General features: G+C 68.3%; 13 protein-coding genes. 3 read left to right on the forward strand and 10 right to left on the reverse strand.

Annotated elements, in window-relative coordinates:
• Window positions 1-25 precede the first annotated feature (25 nt).
• The 10 genes from pyrH to ACVOME_RS08750 form a co-directional block, all read right to left on the reverse strand.
• A complete protein-coding gene (gene pyrH / locus ACVOME_RS08705) occupies window positions 26-754 on the reverse strand; it encodes a UMP kinase (RefSeq protein WP_053518314.1) in 729 nt (242 codons plus the stop codon).
• 120 nt (window positions 755-874) lie between these two features.
• The gene (locus tag ACVOME_RS08710) at window positions 875-2,410 is read right to left on the reverse strand and encodes a sensor domain-containing diguanylate cyclase (RefSeq protein ID WP_481504985.1); all 1,536 of its coding nucleotides are present in this window, start codon (window positions 2,408-2,410) and stop codon (window positions 875-877) included.
• 203 nt (window positions 2,411-2,613) lie between these two features.
• On the reverse strand, window positions 2,614-3,492 hold the full coding sequence (gene tsf, locus ACVOME_RS08715; protein WP_053518318.1) for a translation elongation factor Ts: 879 nt from the start codon (window positions 3,490-3,492) through the stop codon (window positions 2,614-2,616).
• 125 nt (window positions 3,493-3,617) lie between these two features.
• The gene (gene rpsB, locus ACVOME_RS08720; RefSeq protein WP_053518321.1) at window positions 3,618-4,424 is read right to left on the reverse strand and encodes a 30S ribosomal protein S2; all 807 of its coding nucleotides are present in this window, start codon (window positions 4,422-4,424) and stop codon (window positions 3,618-3,620) included.
• Window positions 4,425-4,643: 219 nt separating this feature from the next.
• Window positions 4,644-5,342, reverse strand: a complete 699-nt coding sequence (locus tag ACVOME_RS08725; protein WP_253119017.1) for a fimbrial biogenesis chaperone — start codon at window positions 5,340-5,342, stop codon at window positions 4,644-4,646.
• A gap of 5 nt (window positions 5,343-5,347) precedes the next feature.
• Window positions 5,348-5,596: a hypothetical protein gene (locus tag ACVOME_RS08730; protein ID WP_231107710.1), complete on the reverse strand. Its 249-nt coding sequence runs from the start codon at window positions 5,594-5,596 to the stop codon at window positions 5,348-5,350.
• 84 nt (window positions 5,597-5,680) lie between these two features.
• The gene (locus ACVOME_RS08735) at window positions 5,681-6,727 is read right to left on the reverse strand and encodes a Csu type fimbrial protein (RefSeq protein WP_481504986.1); all 1,047 of its coding nucleotides are present in this window, start codon (window positions 6,725-6,727) and stop codon (window positions 5,681-5,683) included.
• Entirely contained in the window at window positions 6,724-9,078 is a 2,355-nt protein-coding gene (locus tag ACVOME_RS08740) for a fimbria/pilus outer membrane usher protein (RefSeq protein ID WP_164150838.1), read from the reverse strand. Before ACVOME_RS08740 ends, ACVOME_RS08735 begins: the two co-directional genes overlap by 4 nt.
• 7 nt (window positions 9,079-9,085) lie before the next feature.
• Window positions 9,086-9,838 (reverse strand): fimbrial biogenesis chaperone, encoded by a 753-nt coding sequence (locus tag ACVOME_RS08745; protein ID WP_065174701.1) that lies wholly within the window; start codon window positions 9,836-9,838, stop codon window positions 9,086-9,088.
• Window positions 9,838-10,368, reverse strand: coding sequence for a Csu type fimbrial protein (locus ACVOME_RS08750; protein WP_053518329.1), 531 nt, complete (start codon window positions 10,366-10,368; stop codon window positions 9,838-9,840). The genes ACVOME_RS08745 and ACVOME_RS08750 overlap by 1 nt, the downstream gene beginning before the upstream one ends.
• 240 nt (window positions 10,369-10,608) lie before the next feature.
• Between ACVOME_RS08750 and map the strand changes: the two genes are divergently transcribed.
• Genes map through dapD form a run of 3 tightly spaced genes read left to right on the forward strand, consistent with a single transcriptional unit; the run spans window position 10,609 to window position 15,067 of the window.
• The gene (map, locus tag ACVOME_RS08755; protein WP_111185881.1) at window positions 10,609-11,385 is read left to right on the forward strand and encodes a type I methionyl aminopeptidase; all 777 of its coding nucleotides are present in this window, start codon (window positions 10,609-10,611) and stop codon (window positions 11,383-11,385) included.
• A 20-nt stretch (window positions 11,386-11,405) separates the two neighbouring features.
• Window positions 11,406-14,018, forward strand: a complete 2,613-nt coding sequence (locus ACVOME_RS08760) for a [protein-PII] uridylyltransferase (protein WP_414488209.1) — start codon at window positions 11,406-11,408, stop codon at window positions 14,016-14,018.
• Window positions 14,018-15,067 (forward strand): 2,3,4,5-tetrahydropyridine-2,6-dicarboxylate N-succinyltransferase, encoded by a 1,050-nt coding sequence (dapD, locus tag ACVOME_RS08765; RefSeq protein WP_053518332.1) that lies wholly within the window; start codon window positions 14,018-14,020, stop codon window positions 15,065-15,067. The genes ACVOME_RS08760 and dapD overlap by 1 nt, the downstream gene beginning before the upstream one ends.
• Window positions 15,068-15,069: the final 2 nt, after the last annotated feature.

The following is a 15,069-nucleotide window of genomic DNA, read 5'->3' on the forward strand; positions in this document are numbered from 1 at the left end:
CCCGGGCGTCGTCTTGCGCTCAGGCTCAGGCCGGGTCGCGGCCCTGGACCAGGGTGCCGATGTTCTCGCCGCTGAGGATCTTCAGCAGCTCGCCCGGCTGGCCCATGTCGAACACCCGCATCGGCAGATCGCTGTCGCGGGCCAGTGCGAAGGCGGCCGTGTCCATCACTTCCAGCCCGCGGCGGATCACTTCGTCGTAGCTCAGGCTGTCGAAGCGGACCGCGTCGCTGTGCTTGTTCGGATCCTTGTCGTACACGCCATCGACCTTGGTGGCCTTGAGCAGCAGGTCCGCACCGATCTCGATGGCACGCAGGGCTGCGCCGGAATCGGTGGTGAAGAAGGGGCTGCCGACGCCGGCGGCGAAGATCACCAGCCGGCCTTTTTCCAGGTGGCGGATGGCGCGGCGGCGGATGTAGTCCTCGCACACGTCGTTGATCTTGATCGCGCTCATCACGCGGGCCTTGGCGCCCAGCTTCTCCAGGGCGTCCTGCATGGCCAGCGCGTTGATGACGGTGGCCAGCATGCCCATCTGGTCGCCGGTGACCCGGTCCATGCCGCCGGCAGCCAGGCCGGCGCCGCGGAAGATGTTGCCGCCGCCGATCACCAGTGCCACTTCGGCCCCTGCCTGCTGGGCCTCGATCACTTCACGGGCCAGGCGGTTGATGACCTTCGGGTCGATGCCGTAGTCCTCGTCTCCCATCAGCGCCTCCCCGGAGAGTTTCAGCAGGATGCGGCGATAGGCGAGCTTGGACATGGGGACCTCGGGTGCGTGGAAATCGCGGGCGATTCTACGCGCATGCGGCGCCCGGCCAAAGTGTTTTGTGCACTGCGGCGCAAAATCGGCTGGATCGCCCCGCTCATCGGGGCGTCCCGTTCAGCCCGCTTCGAGGCCGGCAGTGGCGGACAGTTCGTCGTGGCCCAGCGCGCCGGGGGAGCGGGCGATCACCCGGTTGCGGCCCAGGTTCTTGGATCGATACAGCACGTCATCGGCGGCGCGCAGCAGGTCCTGCACGTCGGCGAAGCGTTCGTAGCCCCCCTGCGTGGCCACGCCGGCGGAGAAGGTGACGAACAGCGGCCCTCCCTCGAGTTCGGCCATCGGCGTGGCGACGATGTTCGCCAGTACGCGCCGGATCACCTCCAGCGCTACCGATTCGCTGGTATTGGGCAGCAGCGCCACGAACTCCTCGCCACCGAAGCGGGCGACGGTGTCGCTGTTGCGCAGCTGGCCCTGCAGTTTGCCGGCGAAGGCGCGCAGCACCTCGTCGCCGGTCAGATGACCGTGAGCGTCGTTGATCTTCTTGAAGTCGTCCAGGTCGATGAAGGCCACCGAAAGCGGCCAGCCATGCCGGCCGGCGCGCAGGAATTCCTGCTCCAGCACCGCTTCCAGCTGGCGCCGGTTGAGTACGCCGGTCAGCGCGTCACGGTGGGCCTGGTCGGCCAGCCGCTTGGCGCGCGCCTCGAATTCATCGGCGCGTCGCCGTGCCTGGTCGGCATCCTGCAGTTCGCGCAGGTTGCGCAGGGTGGCCAGCTCCTGTGCGTGATCGATCAGTTCGTGCACCCGCGCCGGAGAATTCAGGCCGGCTTCGAACAGGCTGGCGATATCGGGCAGGGCATCGCTGATGCGGGCCAGGACCTGGTCGAAGCGGGCGCTGTCCAGATCCAGGCGGTCATGCACCTGCTGCAGCGCCCGTTCGCGGGCCGCGTCGGCGTCGCCGTCCAGCCAGATGTCGGCGACCGCGCCGGACAGTTGCACGCACGCCTGGAAGGGCGAATCGGCGGCGTCCTCGTCTTCGCTGTGGCTGATGCTCTCCACCAGGTAGCGCGGCAGGCCCCACTGCTCGGCCACCCAGGCGCCGACATCGGCGTGGCTGCAGCCCAGCACGTTGCGCTCGCGGGCAACCAGGTCGAGGTTGTCGCGTGCTTCACGCAGCAGGGGCAGGTAGCGCTCGGCTTCGGCCTGGGCCAGGCACAGCACGCCCATGTCCTGCAGCAGTCCGGCCAGCATCAGTTCTTCCAGGCGGCGCAGCCCGCGCGCCTGGCCAAGCTGGCTGGCAGCCAGTGCACTGAGGATGCTGCGCTTCCAGGCCCGCTGGCGCAGGTCGTGATCGGTACCGCTTCCGGTCAGTCCCTGGGTGACCGTGAAACCCAGCGCCAGACTGATGGTGGCGTTGAGGCCCAGCATGGTCAGTGCCTGGCCGAGATTCTCGATGCGCCGCCGGCTGGCATACAGCGGCGAGTTGGCGATGCGCAGCATGCGGGCGCTGAGCGCCATGTCGATGGCGATGATGTCGGCGGCGGTGGCGATGTCCGCTTCCGGATCCTGGGCCAGTTCGATGATGCGCAGGGCAATACCGGGTGGCGAGGGAAGGTTGCGGCAGAGCGCCAGGGCAGCTGTCAGCTCGGGAGGCATGGCGGATCGTTCAATTCCATTAGGGCAAGAATACCTAGGAATTCATCACAGTCTGCGACTTTCTATCCTGCTATGTGACTGAGGATTCCCTGCGCCGAGTATCGGCCTGATTCGCGCGCAACGCAAAGTTCACCGACGGCATAAAAAAAGAGCCGCGGTCCCCCGCGGCTCCTTGTGGTCGCTTCACAGCCGGAAGGCTGGACTCAGACCTGCATCGCCTTGGCAACTTCGGCGGCGTAGTCTTCCACCACCTTCTCGATGCCTTCGCCGACGACCAGCAGCTGGAAACCAGCGACGTCGGCACCGGCGGCCTTGACCACCTGCTCGACGGTCTTGTCGCCGTCCAGCACATAGGCCTGGCCGTACAGGGTCACTTCGCTGACGATCTTGTTGATCTTGCCGCTGATGATCTTTTCCAGGATATCGGCCGGCTTCGACTTGTCCTTCTCGGACATCTTGGCCAGTTCGATTTCCTTTTCCTTCTCGACGAAGTCGGCCGGAACGTCGGCGGCCTTGTTGTGCGGCGGCTTCAGCGCAGCCACGTGCATGGCTAGGCCGCGGGCCAGTTCGGCGTCGCCGCCGACCAGGTCCACCAGGACGCCGACCTTGCCATTGGTGTGGACGTAGGCACCCACGGTGTTGTTGCCGTCGACCTTGGCGATGCGGCGGATCTGGATGTTCTCACCCAGCTTCTGCACGGCCAGGGCGCGGGCTTCTTCGACGGTCTCGCCGGAGGCCAGCTTGGCGGTCTTCAGCGCTTCGACGTCGGCAGCGCCCGATGCCAGGGCGGCAGCGGCAACGGCGTCGACGAAGGTCTTGAAGTTGACGTCGTTGGCGACGAAGTCGGTTTCCGAGTTGACTTCGACCAGCACGGCCTTGCCGCCGTCCTGTGCCAGGCCCAGACGGCCTTCGGCGGCCACGCGGTCAGCCTTCTTGTCGGCCTTGGCAGCGCCGGACTTGCGCAGCAGTTCCGCCGCAGCGTCGATGTCGCCGGCGGCTTCGGTCAGCGCCTTCTTGCATTCCATCATGCCGGCGCCGGTGCGCTCGCGCAGTTCCTTGACCAGGGAAGCAGTGATTTCCACGGGATTACCTCACGAAAGAAAGGGGTTGGGCCGGCATGGTGGCCGGCCCGTATGACATGGTCCTGTCACGCGCCGAGGGCGGCATGCAGGAGGGGTGGGCGCTGGGGCCCACCCCGGGGCCTGGATCAGGCCTGGGCTTCGTCGCCCTTCTTGGCGGTCTTCTTGGCCGGAGCGCGACGGGCCGGCTTCTCTTCGCCTTCAGCGGCGGCTTCAGCGAACTCTTCCTCGCGCACCGAGGCGGCGTGCGGAGCAGCGGCCTTGCCTTCCAGCACGGCGTCGGCGGCGGCACGGGCGTACAGCTGCACGGCGCGGATGGCGTCGTCGTTGCCCGGGATGGCGTAATCGACCAGCTCCGGGTTGTAGTTGGTATCAACCACGGCGATCACCGGGATGCCGAGCTTCTTGGCTTCCTTGATGGCGATGTCTTCGTGGCCGATGTCGATGACGAAGATGGCGTCCGGCAGACGGTTCATGTCCTTGATGCCGCCCAGCGAGGCTTCCAGCTTGTCGCGCTCGCGACGCAGGCCCAGCACTTCGTGCTTGACCAGCTTCTCGAAGGTGCCGTCGGTTTCACCGGCTTCCAGTTCCTTCAGGCGGGCAACCGACTGCTTGACGGTACGGAAGTTGGTCAGGGTGCCGCCCAGCCAACGCTGGTTCATGAACGGCATGCCGCAACGCTCGGCTTCTTCCTTGATGGTTTCGCGGGCGCTGCGCTTGGTGCCCAGGAACAGGACGGTGCCGCGCTTCTGGGCAACCGACGAGATGAAGTTCATCGCGTCGTTGAACAGCGGGACGGTCTTTTCCAGGTTGATGATGTGGATCTTGCCGCGGGCGCCGAAGATGTACGGAGCCATCTTCGGGTTCCAGTAACGGGTCTGGTGGCCGAAGTGGACGCCGGCTTCCAGCATCTGACGCATGGTGACCTGGGGCATTGCAGTACTCCTGATATGGAACCAGCGATTCCGCCCGCGGGACAGGTATGCGGGACGCGTGGAAGCGCGATCGGTTCCGGGGTTGGGCTTCCCTGTTGCCTCCGTGGCCGAACTCCTTGCGGAGCACCCCGGCACGGATGGGGGCAGCAGGTGTGGATTCACCGGTGACGTCCGGTGTGGACGGGGTCCCGCGCACGGGGCGGCAGGACATCCCGGCGATTATAGCCCGGCGGGCGGGTTCACCGCAATTGACGGGTCCCATGCGTCCAGAACGACCTCCCGGCCGTCCTGCAGGCGGGCCCGGAAGCGGCCGCCGAGATAGCCGTCGCGGCGTGCCGGCAACGTCCAGCGCCTTTCCCGTCCTGCCAGCACATAGCCGGCCAGGCCCGGCAGCAGCACGCTGCGATGGCCGCCGACGGACTCGAATGAAAGCCCGTCCAGGCGCGCATGCAGGCGGCCCGGGTTGTCCAGTCGCAGATGAGTCTGCGACCCGTTGGATTCGACGCGGGCACGCACGGCCGGGCGCACTGACGACGCAGCCGCACCCTGGAACAGCGGCAGCGAGTAGCGTGGCAGGCTGCTTCTGCCGGGGGCGAGCACGATACGGTAGGCCTGCTCGGCGGCGACCGGGACGGCGCTGCGGGGCAGCAGCCAGACCCGCTGGCGGGCGCCGGGCGCCAGATCCAGTCGGGTCGGACTGGCCAGGATGCGGTCGCTCGGCTGCAGCCGTTCGGCGTCCAGCTGCTGCTCCCACGCCAGGATCTGCACCTCGCCCTGCCAGCGCTCGGGGCCGGGGTTGTGCAGCCAGAGTTCGGTGCGGCCCCCTTCGGCGGGCAGCTGCAGGGTCGTGGGCAGCAGGTCCAGTGCGGCGGCAGGCAGCCCCGGCAGCAGCAGGAACAGGGCAAGGAGTGCGCGCATCGGCATCAGTAGATGAATGTCGGCGCGGCGGAAGCGTCGTCGGTGGGCGCGGCTGGCGCGGGGGCGAGTTCACGCAGCTGTGCCGGCAGCTGCGGGGCATCGCTGCGCTGGTGCGGAACGGCACACGCGCGGCCGCCGGCATCGCCCTGGCAGGCTTCCACTACGACCAGGCGCACCTGCACCGGGGCTGCCGGCTCGGCCCATGCCAGGGGGGCGGCGAGCATCATCGCCAGGATCGGAACTGCGCGAACCACCTGTCATCCACCGTGCCGGGATACCTGCTGGACGCTATCGGCCGGGCGCGCCGGATCTGTAGGGGCAGGTGCTCGCGGCACCGGTCAGTAGGTGATCGTCACCTGCACCACATCGTTGTAGGTACCTGCCGGCGGCTGGCCGGTGACCGGCGGCACCCGGCCGTAGATCGTCAGTTGCTGGGCACTGCCGGTACCGGTTCCGCTGGCGGTATCGACCGTGAGCGTGTTGCCCCAGCGCTGGTTGCGTGCGCTGTCGCGGTACAGTTCATAGGCCAGGTAGTAACTGCTGCCCCCGATGGTGGTGCGCATGCGCCGGGTCGGGGTGGCCGGGGGATTGTTCTGGCCGTTGTCCAGGCCGATCTGGAATGCCGTGTTCTTCAGGCAGGTCAGGGTCAGGGTGGCGGTCCGGTCGATGTTGCTGGTGATGCTGCCGGTGACGTTGCCGAAGTCCAGGGGGGTGGTGAGGTAGCTGCCGCACTGTGGCAGCACGGTCGCGGTCGCGATGAAGCTGAAGGCCGCGCTGGCGCTGTTGGTGCCGGTGGCGCCACCGTTGCAGGTGGCCGGCACGGTCGCGTTGCCCAGCAGCACTTCGTTCCAGGCCCAGGTCAGCACCACGTCGGCGCCGCTGAAGGTGCTGCTGTAGTTGCCCGCGGCCAGCACCTGGTTGGCCGGGATCTGCGCGAACAGCTGGGTGGCCTGCGCGCCGCTGCCGCCTGTCACCAGCGGCACGTTGTAGGTCATGGCCAGCTCCTGCGCCGGGGGTGTACCGCGGGGGACCAGGCCGGTGACCTGGCTGTAGCCGGCATTGTTGTAGAGCTGGAAGTTCAGGGTGTCGGGAGGGGTGCCGGTACTGGTGCGCAGGGTCCGCCAGGTGCTGCTGCTGCCACCGCCGCTGCCGGCACCGATGCCCACGCACACGCGCACGCCGGTAGTGGCCAGCAGGCTCAGCGCCGCCGTCGTGCAGGTGACGGTGATGTTCAGCGTGGCCGAGGTGGGGCCGGGGGCATTGCTGTTGACGTTGCCGAACGGCAGGGTGGGGTTGGCGGTGGCCGTGCACACCGCCGCCGCGTGCGCCGGTGTGACGGCCAGCAGGCCGAGCACGAGCAGCAGGCCGAGCAGGGGCACCTTCATGGCGCCACCTCGGGAATGCACGGTACCGGTGCCGGGCGGGGCCGGGCGCCGCTGGCAGCCACTTCCGGTGTGGCCGGCACCTTCACCCGGCACTGGCTGCGGCTGGTGGTGATGTACAGCACGCTGCCCGGCGCCACGTCCTCCAGGTACAGCAGGCCGTCGTAGCCGACGGTGGCCTGGCGACCCTGCGGCAGCTGCACTTCGCTGCCCACCTCCAGCGGTTGTCCGGCCATGTCCTGCAGGACCAGGGTCAGCGACGGCCGCGAGCGCAGATGGAACGTCACGCCGGTGCCGGCGCGCTGGCGGGGTGTCACCCAGTCCTCGACGCGGTCGGCGCGCATGTCCGCCGGCAGGTCGAGAGTGTCGATGGAGACCCGGTTGCGCTGCCACGACAGCAGGGGGCTGACCAGCAGCAGGCCACGGTCGTCGGTGACGCCGATCAGGCGGTTTTCCAGCCGTACCGGCACACCGGCGACGCCGCTGGTGCTGACCACCGCGAAGGCGTCGGAGACCTCGCGGGTAGCAAAGGTGTGCCCGTCCATCCACACCAGGCTGCCGCTGGCGCTGGCATAGGCGTAGTCAATGCCGGCCTGGCGCGATGCGCCGAGCGCGTAGCGCCCCACGTCGTTGAGGATGCCGACCTCGGCCAGGCCGCCTGTGCCCTCGTCACCCCCGCGCACCTGCGCGCGCCAGCCGATGCCGCCGGCACTGCCATCGCCGGGGACCGGCTGGGTGATATCGGCCACCCAGGCCTGGCTGTCGCCGTTGCGCTGGCTGGAGAGGCTGGCCTGACGGTTGTTGCCGAGGCTCGCGCTCACTGACAGGTAGATGTTGCGGTCGTCGCTGCTGTCCAGATTCTGGTTGACCGAGAGGTAGGCCGACCAGCGCTGGCTCCAGGTGCGCGACCAGAACAGGCTGGCATAGCGGTTGTCGTCGCCATCGGGGTAGCGCAGCCGCAGGTAGCTTGCGCTCAGCGTTCCCAGCCCCAGCAGATCGAGACCGGCAGTGGCCTGTTCGCTGATGCGCGGGGGCAGGTTGTCCTGCAGCGCGCCGAGATCACGGTAGTCGCCGTGGGTGCGTACGCTGCGCACATTGAAATTGAAGCGGCGGTTGTTCCAGCTGTAGCCCAGTGCCCATTGGCCGCCCTGCAGGCCCTGCAGGCGGCTGTGCGCGTAGGCGGCATTGAACACGCCGGCCTCGCCCGCCAACCACCAGCCACCGACGCCGGCCTGCAGCAGGCCGCCACCGCCTTCGGCGTGCGCTTCGCCGGTAAAGGTGTCGCTGATGCCACCACGCCAGCTGGCGCTGGCCACCGTGCGGCTGTCGTACTCGAAGGAGCGTTCGCCGAACGCTTCGCGCAGTTGTCCGGCACCGACCGACCAGTCCGACAGGCCCTTGGCCAGCAGCTGCTGGGTGCCATAGAAGCTGAAATCCAGCGTCTGCATGCGGCCGAAGGCATCGGTCACCACAACCTGCGCGGTGCCGGTGCCGCTGATGCCCGGCTGTGCCGCCAGCTGGAACGGTCCGACCGGCACCTGGCCGCTGTACTGGCGCAACCCGTCGACGTACAGCTCCACCGTTGACGGCACCACCGCCTCGCCCAGGAAGCCGGGCGTCGGTGTCAGCACGCGGTAGGGCTGCAGCCCGTAGTTGCGTCCGACCTGCACGCCGCCCAGGCGCACCGGCCGGGTCCAGTCGACAAAGCCGCTGTAGAAATCACCGATCTCCAGCGTGGTCGCCGACTCGGGAAAATCCAGTGTCCAGTGCGTATCCAGGCGCACGCTTTCGCTGCGCCAGTGACGGTCGTCCGGCTGCTGGTAGCGACGGGTGACCGCCGTGTTCTCGAAGGTGCCGCTGCCGATGCCGAACAGGCGCAGTTCCGAGCTCAGGGTAAGGTTGCCGAGTGCTTCGATGCGGCTGCCGTACACGTCGTAGTTGAGCAGCAGGCCCGGCGAGGCGCTGCCGGCCGGCGTACGCACCTGCGGGCGGCCGAGCAGGGTGGTGGGCAGGGTCAGCTGGTCCAGCGGCACATCCAGCGCCAGTGTCTGCAGCTGGGCGTCGTAGCGCGCGACCACGCCGCTGATCTGATCCAGAAACACCGGTGCATCGCCGGTGGCGCTGAAGCCGAGCTGGCGCAGCACCTCCGGACTGGCCTGCAGGCGGCCACGTGCTTCAGTGAAGGGCAGCAGGCCGCGCGGCGTGCTGTTCAGTGAGACGTCCAGGTACAGCGTCTGGCTGGCCGTCAGCGGTGTCGGGGGAGGCAGCAGGGCATCGGCGGAGACGCCGGAGATGCCGGACACGTCGGCGGCCGGAGCCGCGGGAACCCACGCGGCAGCGAGCACCGTGCCCACCACCGCCTCAGCGAGCCGGTGGCGGCGATAGCGGTGTCTGCGTCGACTCGCCATTGATCTTGGCCGTGATCTGGTCGTTGTCCCGGTCGACCGCCGTGCGCTCCACGGGCCAGCGCATCACCTGGCCGGGCAGCACATAGCCCAGCAGGCCGGGGTGGACGATACGTGGGCGTTCGACACTGCCCAGCGCCAGGTCGGCGATCTGCGCGTAGCTGTCGCCGGAATTGCCGATCTCGACGCCGCTGCGACCGTCGTCCAGCCGTAGCAGGCGTGCCTGCAGGCGCGGCGCCGGCGTGCCCCCGGCCGGCTGGATGAACACCGGGATCGAATAGCGCAGCACGAACTGCATGCCGCTGGCGCGGGTGGCCAGGTCCGGCACTTCGTCGACGATCAGGCGGTAATGCTGCTGGGAGGCCGGTGCCTCGCTGTCCGTGCGCATCACCCGCACCAGCTGCTGCTGGCCTGCGGCCAGTTCCTGCATCGGTGGGGTGGCCAGCAGTCCATCGGCAGGCAGCAGCTGCTCATTGCCATCCTGCTGGACCCAGCGGAACACCCGCACCTGCAGCTTCACCGGCGCGGTCCCGCTGTTGGTCAGCCACAGCTCGGCGGCACGCTGGCGGGGCTCCAGCTGCAGGGTGGTGGGCGCGACCTGCAGGCTGGTGGCGGCGGAGGTGGCCATGGCGCTGGCCAGCAGGCAGGCGAGCAACGCCACGCCGGCGGCGCGCCACAGGCGGGGTCTGGACATGGAGGCGTGCTCCATCAATAAGTGATCGTGGCGGTGATCGTGTCCAGGTAGTTGCCGGCGGCCGCGTTGTTGGTGCTCAGGTTCAGGATCTGGCCGTAGACGATGTAGGGGACCGCCAGGCCCGTGCCGATGCCGGCCTGGGTATTGGTGCCGGTCGTCGACCCCCAGACCAGGCTGTGTGCCGCGTCGCGGTACAGCTGGTAACCGACGTAGTTGTTGGCGGTCACCGCCGCGTCGGTGTTCTTCATGCGCCGGGTGGTGACGTCGCCGGCCGTACCGGCGTTCGCACCCGCGTTCAGCGCGATCGTATACGGGGTCAGCGCAGAGCACTGGGCGGTCACCGTGCCCTGGCCCAGGGTAGGTATCGCGGTGGTCGATGCGGCGGTACCGAAGTCGACGTTGGTGGCGGCCGCGGCCGTGATCGTGCAGGCCTTGGTGACCACGAGGGTGACGTTGAAGGTGGTGGTATCGGCCGCCAGCGCCGGGCCGGCCAGCAGCAGCGCGGTCATGGCCCCGGCAAGGGAGGAGCGCAGTGGGATTCGCATGGACAACCTCCTTGACCCGAAGGTCCGTTGAACAAGGCGAAGGCGGCACGTTCGGGGCCGCTTCGGCGACGCTGGCGCCAGCTTAGGACCGCCAAGTGTCTGTAATCCGTGATAAACAGGGGCTGCGGAATGTGGGCGCGATCACGCTTTCGCTCGCCTTGCCGGAACTGTGCATGGCCGGGAACGTCCAGTTGGGTGGCGTTCGTTCAGATTGCGGCCGGATCGGCGATAATGGGCGCCATGAGCGTGAATCTGAAAACCCCGCAGGAAATCGAGATGATGCGCATCGCCGGCCGCCTGGCCAGCGAAGTGCTCGACATCGTCACCCCCCACGTCAAGCCCGGTGTCACCACCGAGGAACTGGACCGCATCTGCCATGACCATATCGTCAACGTGCAGGGCGCCATTCCGGCCAACGTCGGCTACCGCGGCTTCCCCAAGACCGTGTGCACCTCGGTCAACAATGTCATCTGCCACGGCATCCCGAGCGAAGGCAAGGTGCTCAAGGACGGCGACATCGTCAACATCGACGTGACCGTCATCAAGGATGGCTGGCACGGCGATACCAGTCGCATGTACTTCGTCGGCACACCGTCGGTGATGGCGCGCCGCCTGGTGGAGACCACCTACGAAGCGATGTGGCGCGGCATCCGCGCGGTACGTCCGGGGGCGACCCTGGGCGACATCGGCCACGCGATCCAGAGCTATGCCGAAGGCGAGCGCTTCAGCGTGGTGCGCGAGTACTGCGGCCACGGCATCGGCAAGGTCTATCACGACGAGCCGCAGGTGGTGCATTACGGTCGCCCGGGGCAGGGCCTGGTGCTGCAGCCGGGCATGACCTTCACCATCGAGCCGATGATCAACGAGGGCACCCGCTACAACAAGGTGCTGCCGGATGGCTGGACCGTGGTGACCAAGGACCGCAAGCTGTCGGCGCAGTGGGAGCACATGATCGCGGTCACCGAGACCGGCGTTGACGTGCTGACCCTGTCGCCGGGCGAATCGCAGGTCTCCTGAGGATGCTGCCGGCGAGTTCGCTGCTGGACACGCCGGCCGCGTCGCTCAACGACCCGGACTGGGCTTCCGCTGCACGGCAGGCGCTGCAGCAGGCCGATGCGCGGCTGTACCGCCGTTTCGACCAGGGCGACAACATCGAGCGCCTGCTGGCGCTGCGTGCGCGCGCGGCCGATCACCTGATCCGGCTGGCGTGGCAGCGCTGCCTGCCGTCCGACAGCGGGCTGTCCCTGTTCGCAGTGGGCGGCTACGGCCGTGGGGAGCTGTTCCCACGTTCTGACATCGATCTGCTGGTGTTCGGCGCGCCGCCAGCGCAGCTCGCCCACGAAGCGGGCCTGGCGCGGTTGTTCGCCCTGCTGTGGGATTGCGGATTGGCGGTCAGCCATGCCGTGCGCTCGGCGGCGCAGTGCCGCGAGGCGGCCGCCGACCAGACCGTGCTGACCGCGCTGATCGAAGCGCGCCCGATCCTGGCCGACGATGCGGCGCGCCGGGCGCTGCGCGAAGCAACCGACGACGACAGCGGACTGTGGCCGGCGCGCACCTTCTTCCTGGCCAAGCTGGAGGAACTGCGCAACCGCCACCAGCGTTTCGGCGATACCGCCGACAACCTCGAGCCCGATCTGAAGGATGGCCCCGGCGGGCTGCGTGATCTCAATACGCTGGGGTGGATGGCGCTGCGCGCGTTCGGCGTTCGCGACCTTGAGGCGCTGGTCGGGCTGGGCCATCTGGGTGCCGACGAAGCCGCGGCGCTCCAGCGCGAGCGCGCGGTGCTGGCGCGCCTGCGCTTCGGCCTGCACCTGGTGGCACGGCGGCCGGAGGAGCGCCTCCGCTTCGATTACCAGAAGACACTGGCCGCGCGGCTGGGTTTTGAGGACGACGCCGAGAACCTGGGCGTCGAGAAGATGATGCAGGGGTTCTATCGCGCCGCTTCGGTGGTGCGCCGGATCAGCGACCGCCTGCTGCAACGCTTCGAGGAGCAGTTCGACGGCGAAGCGCTGCCGGAACCGCTGACCGTGGGTTTCTCGCTGCGCCGCGGCTATCTGGCGGCGAACGAGGCGGCGTGGCCGCGCGGCGACATCGGCCAGGTGTTCGCCCTGTTCGCCGGCTGGGCCAACAACCCGCAGGTGCGTGGCCTGCATTCGCTGACCGCGCGCGCACTGGCCGAGTCGCTGCCGCTGCTGCCCGCCTATGACCAGGCCGATGCCGATGCGCGTGAGCAGTTCATGGCGCTGCTGCGTGGCCAGCGCCCCGTCGACACGCTCTCGCGGATGGCCCGGCTGGGTGTGCTGGGCCAGTGGATTCCCGCGTTCGCCCAGGTCAGCGGGCGCATGCAGTTCGACCTGTTCCACGTCTACACCGTCGATCAGCACACGCTGATGGTTCTGCGCAATATCGGCCAGTTCGCCAGCAGCCGTGCCGACGAGCGCTTCTCGATCGCGCATGAAGTGTGGCCGCGGCTGCGCAAGCCGGAACTGCTGCTGCTGGCCGGGCTGTTCCATGACATTGCCAAGGGCCGCGGCGGCGATCATTCCGAGCTGGGAGCGGTGGATGCGCGCGCGTTCTGCCAGGCGCATGCGCTCAGTGCCTCGGATACCGAACTGGTGGCGTGGCTGGTCGAACAGCACCTGCGCATGTCGGTGACAGCGCAGAAGCAGGACATCGCCGATCCGGCCGTGATCCATCGTTTCGCAACCCTGGTCGGCAGCCGCGACCGCCTCGACTACCTGTACCTGCTGACCTGCGCCGACATCGCCGGCACCAGCCCCAAGCTGTGGAACGCCTGGAAGGACCGGCTGCTGGCCGATCTGTACTTCGCCACGCGGCGCGCACTGCGCGAGGGCCTGGAGCATCCGGTGCCGGCCGCCGAGCGCGTTGCCGAGGCGCGTGACAGCGTGCGCGCGCTGGTACGCGAACAGGGCTATGACGACGCCACGATCGACCGCCAGTTCGCCGTCATGCCTGATGAAGGCTTCATCCGCCTGCGTCCGGAGCAGCTGGCCTGGCAGGCCGCTGCGCTGGTGCCGGTGAAGCAGGGCCAGGCGCTGGTGAAGGTGCGCCGCATCAGCGTCGACGACCCCGCGCTGGAAGTGTTCGTGCATTCGCCGGATCGCGACGGCCTGTTTGCTGCCATCGTGATGACGCTGGACCGCAAGGGCTACGGCATCCATCGCGCACGGGTACTGGACGGCCCCGCGGGCACCATCTTCGATACCTTTGAGGTCAGCCCCGCCGATACCTTCGCCGATGGCAGCAGCGCCAACCTGGAAGCTGCGCTGCGCGAGGCGCTGGCCGGTGACCTGGGCCGTCTGCGCCCGTCGCGGCGGGTGGTGCCGCGGCAGCTGCGTCACTTCCGCTTCGTGCCGCGCATCGAGTTCCGCGATGAGCCCGGCGCAACCCGATTCGCCCTGGTCGCACCCGACCGCCCCGGCCTGCTGGCCGACGTGGCGTTCGTGCTGCGCAACCAGGGCCTGCGCGTGCATGACGCGCGCATTGCCACGTTCGGCGAACGCGCCGAAGACACCTTCGTGATCAGTGACGAACACGACCTCCCCCTGACCGAACCCGCCCGGCAGCAGCTGCATGACGCGATGCTGGCCTGCCTGGACCCTGATCGAAACGCCGGAGACCCCACCTGATGGCCACCAAGCCTGCAAAGAAGACCGCCGCGACCGCCAAGAGCGCGGCGGCCCGAAAGACCACTGCCGCGACGGCCGCAAAGAAGACCGTTGCCCCGGTGAAGAAGGTGGCTGCCGCGAAGAAGCCGGCGCCGAAGAAGGCCCCGGCCAAGAGCGCGGAAGCCGCGCGCGCCGAGACCATCGCCCGCAAGTCGCTGCGCAGGCCGGCCGCGCCGGGCGTGGAAGAACTGAAGTTCGGCATCGAAAGCGCCTTCGAGCGCCGCGCGACGCTGACCCTGCATGAACTGGAGGGCTCGACCCGGGTGCTGGTCAACCGCGTGATCGACGGCCTGGAAAGCGGCGAGTTCCGTGTCGCCGAGCCGGACGGGCAGGGGGGCTGGAAAGTCAACGAATGGCTGAAGAAGGCGGTGCTGCTGTACTTCCGTGTCAATGACATGGCAGTGGTCGACGCCCGTCCGGCCCCGTTCTGGGACAAGGTCGAATCGCGCTTTGCCGGGTACGACGAAGCGAAGTTCCGTCGTGCCGGGGTACGCGTGGTGCCGGGCGCGATCGCGCGCCGGGGTACCTACTTCGGCAAGGATGTGGTGCTGATGCCGAGCTTCACCAACATCGGCGCCCATGTCGGCGAGGGCACCATGGTCGATACCTGGGCCACCGTCGGTTCCTGTGCGCAGATCGGCCAGCATTGCCACCTGTCCGGTGGCGCCGGCATCGGCGGCGTGCTCGAACCGCTGCAGGCCAGCCCGACCATCATCGAAGACCATTGCTTCATCGGCGCGCGTTCGGAAGTGGTGGAGGGCGTAGTGGTCGGCCACCACAGCGTGATCGGCATGGGCGTGTTCCTCAGCCAGAGCACCCGCATCTACAACCGCGCCACCGGCGAGATCACCTACGGCTACATCCCGCCGTACAGCGTGGTGGTGTCGGGCTCGCTGCCGAGCAAGGACGGCACGCACTCGCTGTACTGCGCGGTGATCGTCAAGCAGGTCGATGCCCGCACCCGCAGCAAGACCAGCGTCAACGATCTTCTGCGCGGCCTGGCGGACTGACG

Source organism: Stenotrophomonas sp. STEN008 (assembly GCF_056760435.1).

Bases quoted from the DNA above. Each gene is read 5' to 3' on its own strand.
- ACVOME_RS08735 (WP_481504986.1), bottom strand. From the start codon at position 6,727: ATGAAGGTGCCCCTGCTCGGCCTGCTGCTCGTGCTCGGCCTGCTGGCC.
- ACVOME_RS08745 (WP_065174701.1), bottom strand. From the start codon at position 9,838: ATGGAGCACGCCTCCATGTCCAGACCCCGCCTGTGGCGCGCCGCCGGC.
- ACVOME_RS08750 (WP_053518329.1), bottom strand. From the start codon at position 10,368: ATGCGAATCCCACTGCGCTCCTCCCTTGCCGGGGCCATGACCGCGCTG.
- pyrH (WP_053518314.1), bottom strand. From the start codon at position 754: ATGTCCAAGCTCGCCTATCGCCGCATCCTGCTGAAACTCTCCGGGGAG.
- map (WP_111185881.1), top strand. From the start codon at position 10,609: ATGAGCGTGAATCTGAAAACCCCGCAGGAAATCGAGATGATGCGCATC.
- rpsB (WP_053518321.1), bottom strand. From the start codon at position 4,424: ATGCCCCAGGTCACCATGCGTCAGATGCTGGAAGCCGGCGTCCACTTC.
- dapD (WP_053518332.1), top strand. From the start codon at position 14,018: ATGGCCACCAAGCCTGCAAAGAAGACCGCCGCGACCGCCAAGAGCGCG.
- ACVOME_RS08710 (WP_481504985.1), bottom strand. From the start codon at position 2,410: ATGCCTCCCGAGCTGACAGCTGCCCTGGCGCTCTGCCGCAACCTTCCC.
- ACVOME_RS08725 (WP_253119017.1), bottom strand. From the start codon at position 5,342: ATGCGCGCACTCCTTGCCCTGTTCCTGCTGCTGCCGGGGCTGCCTGCC.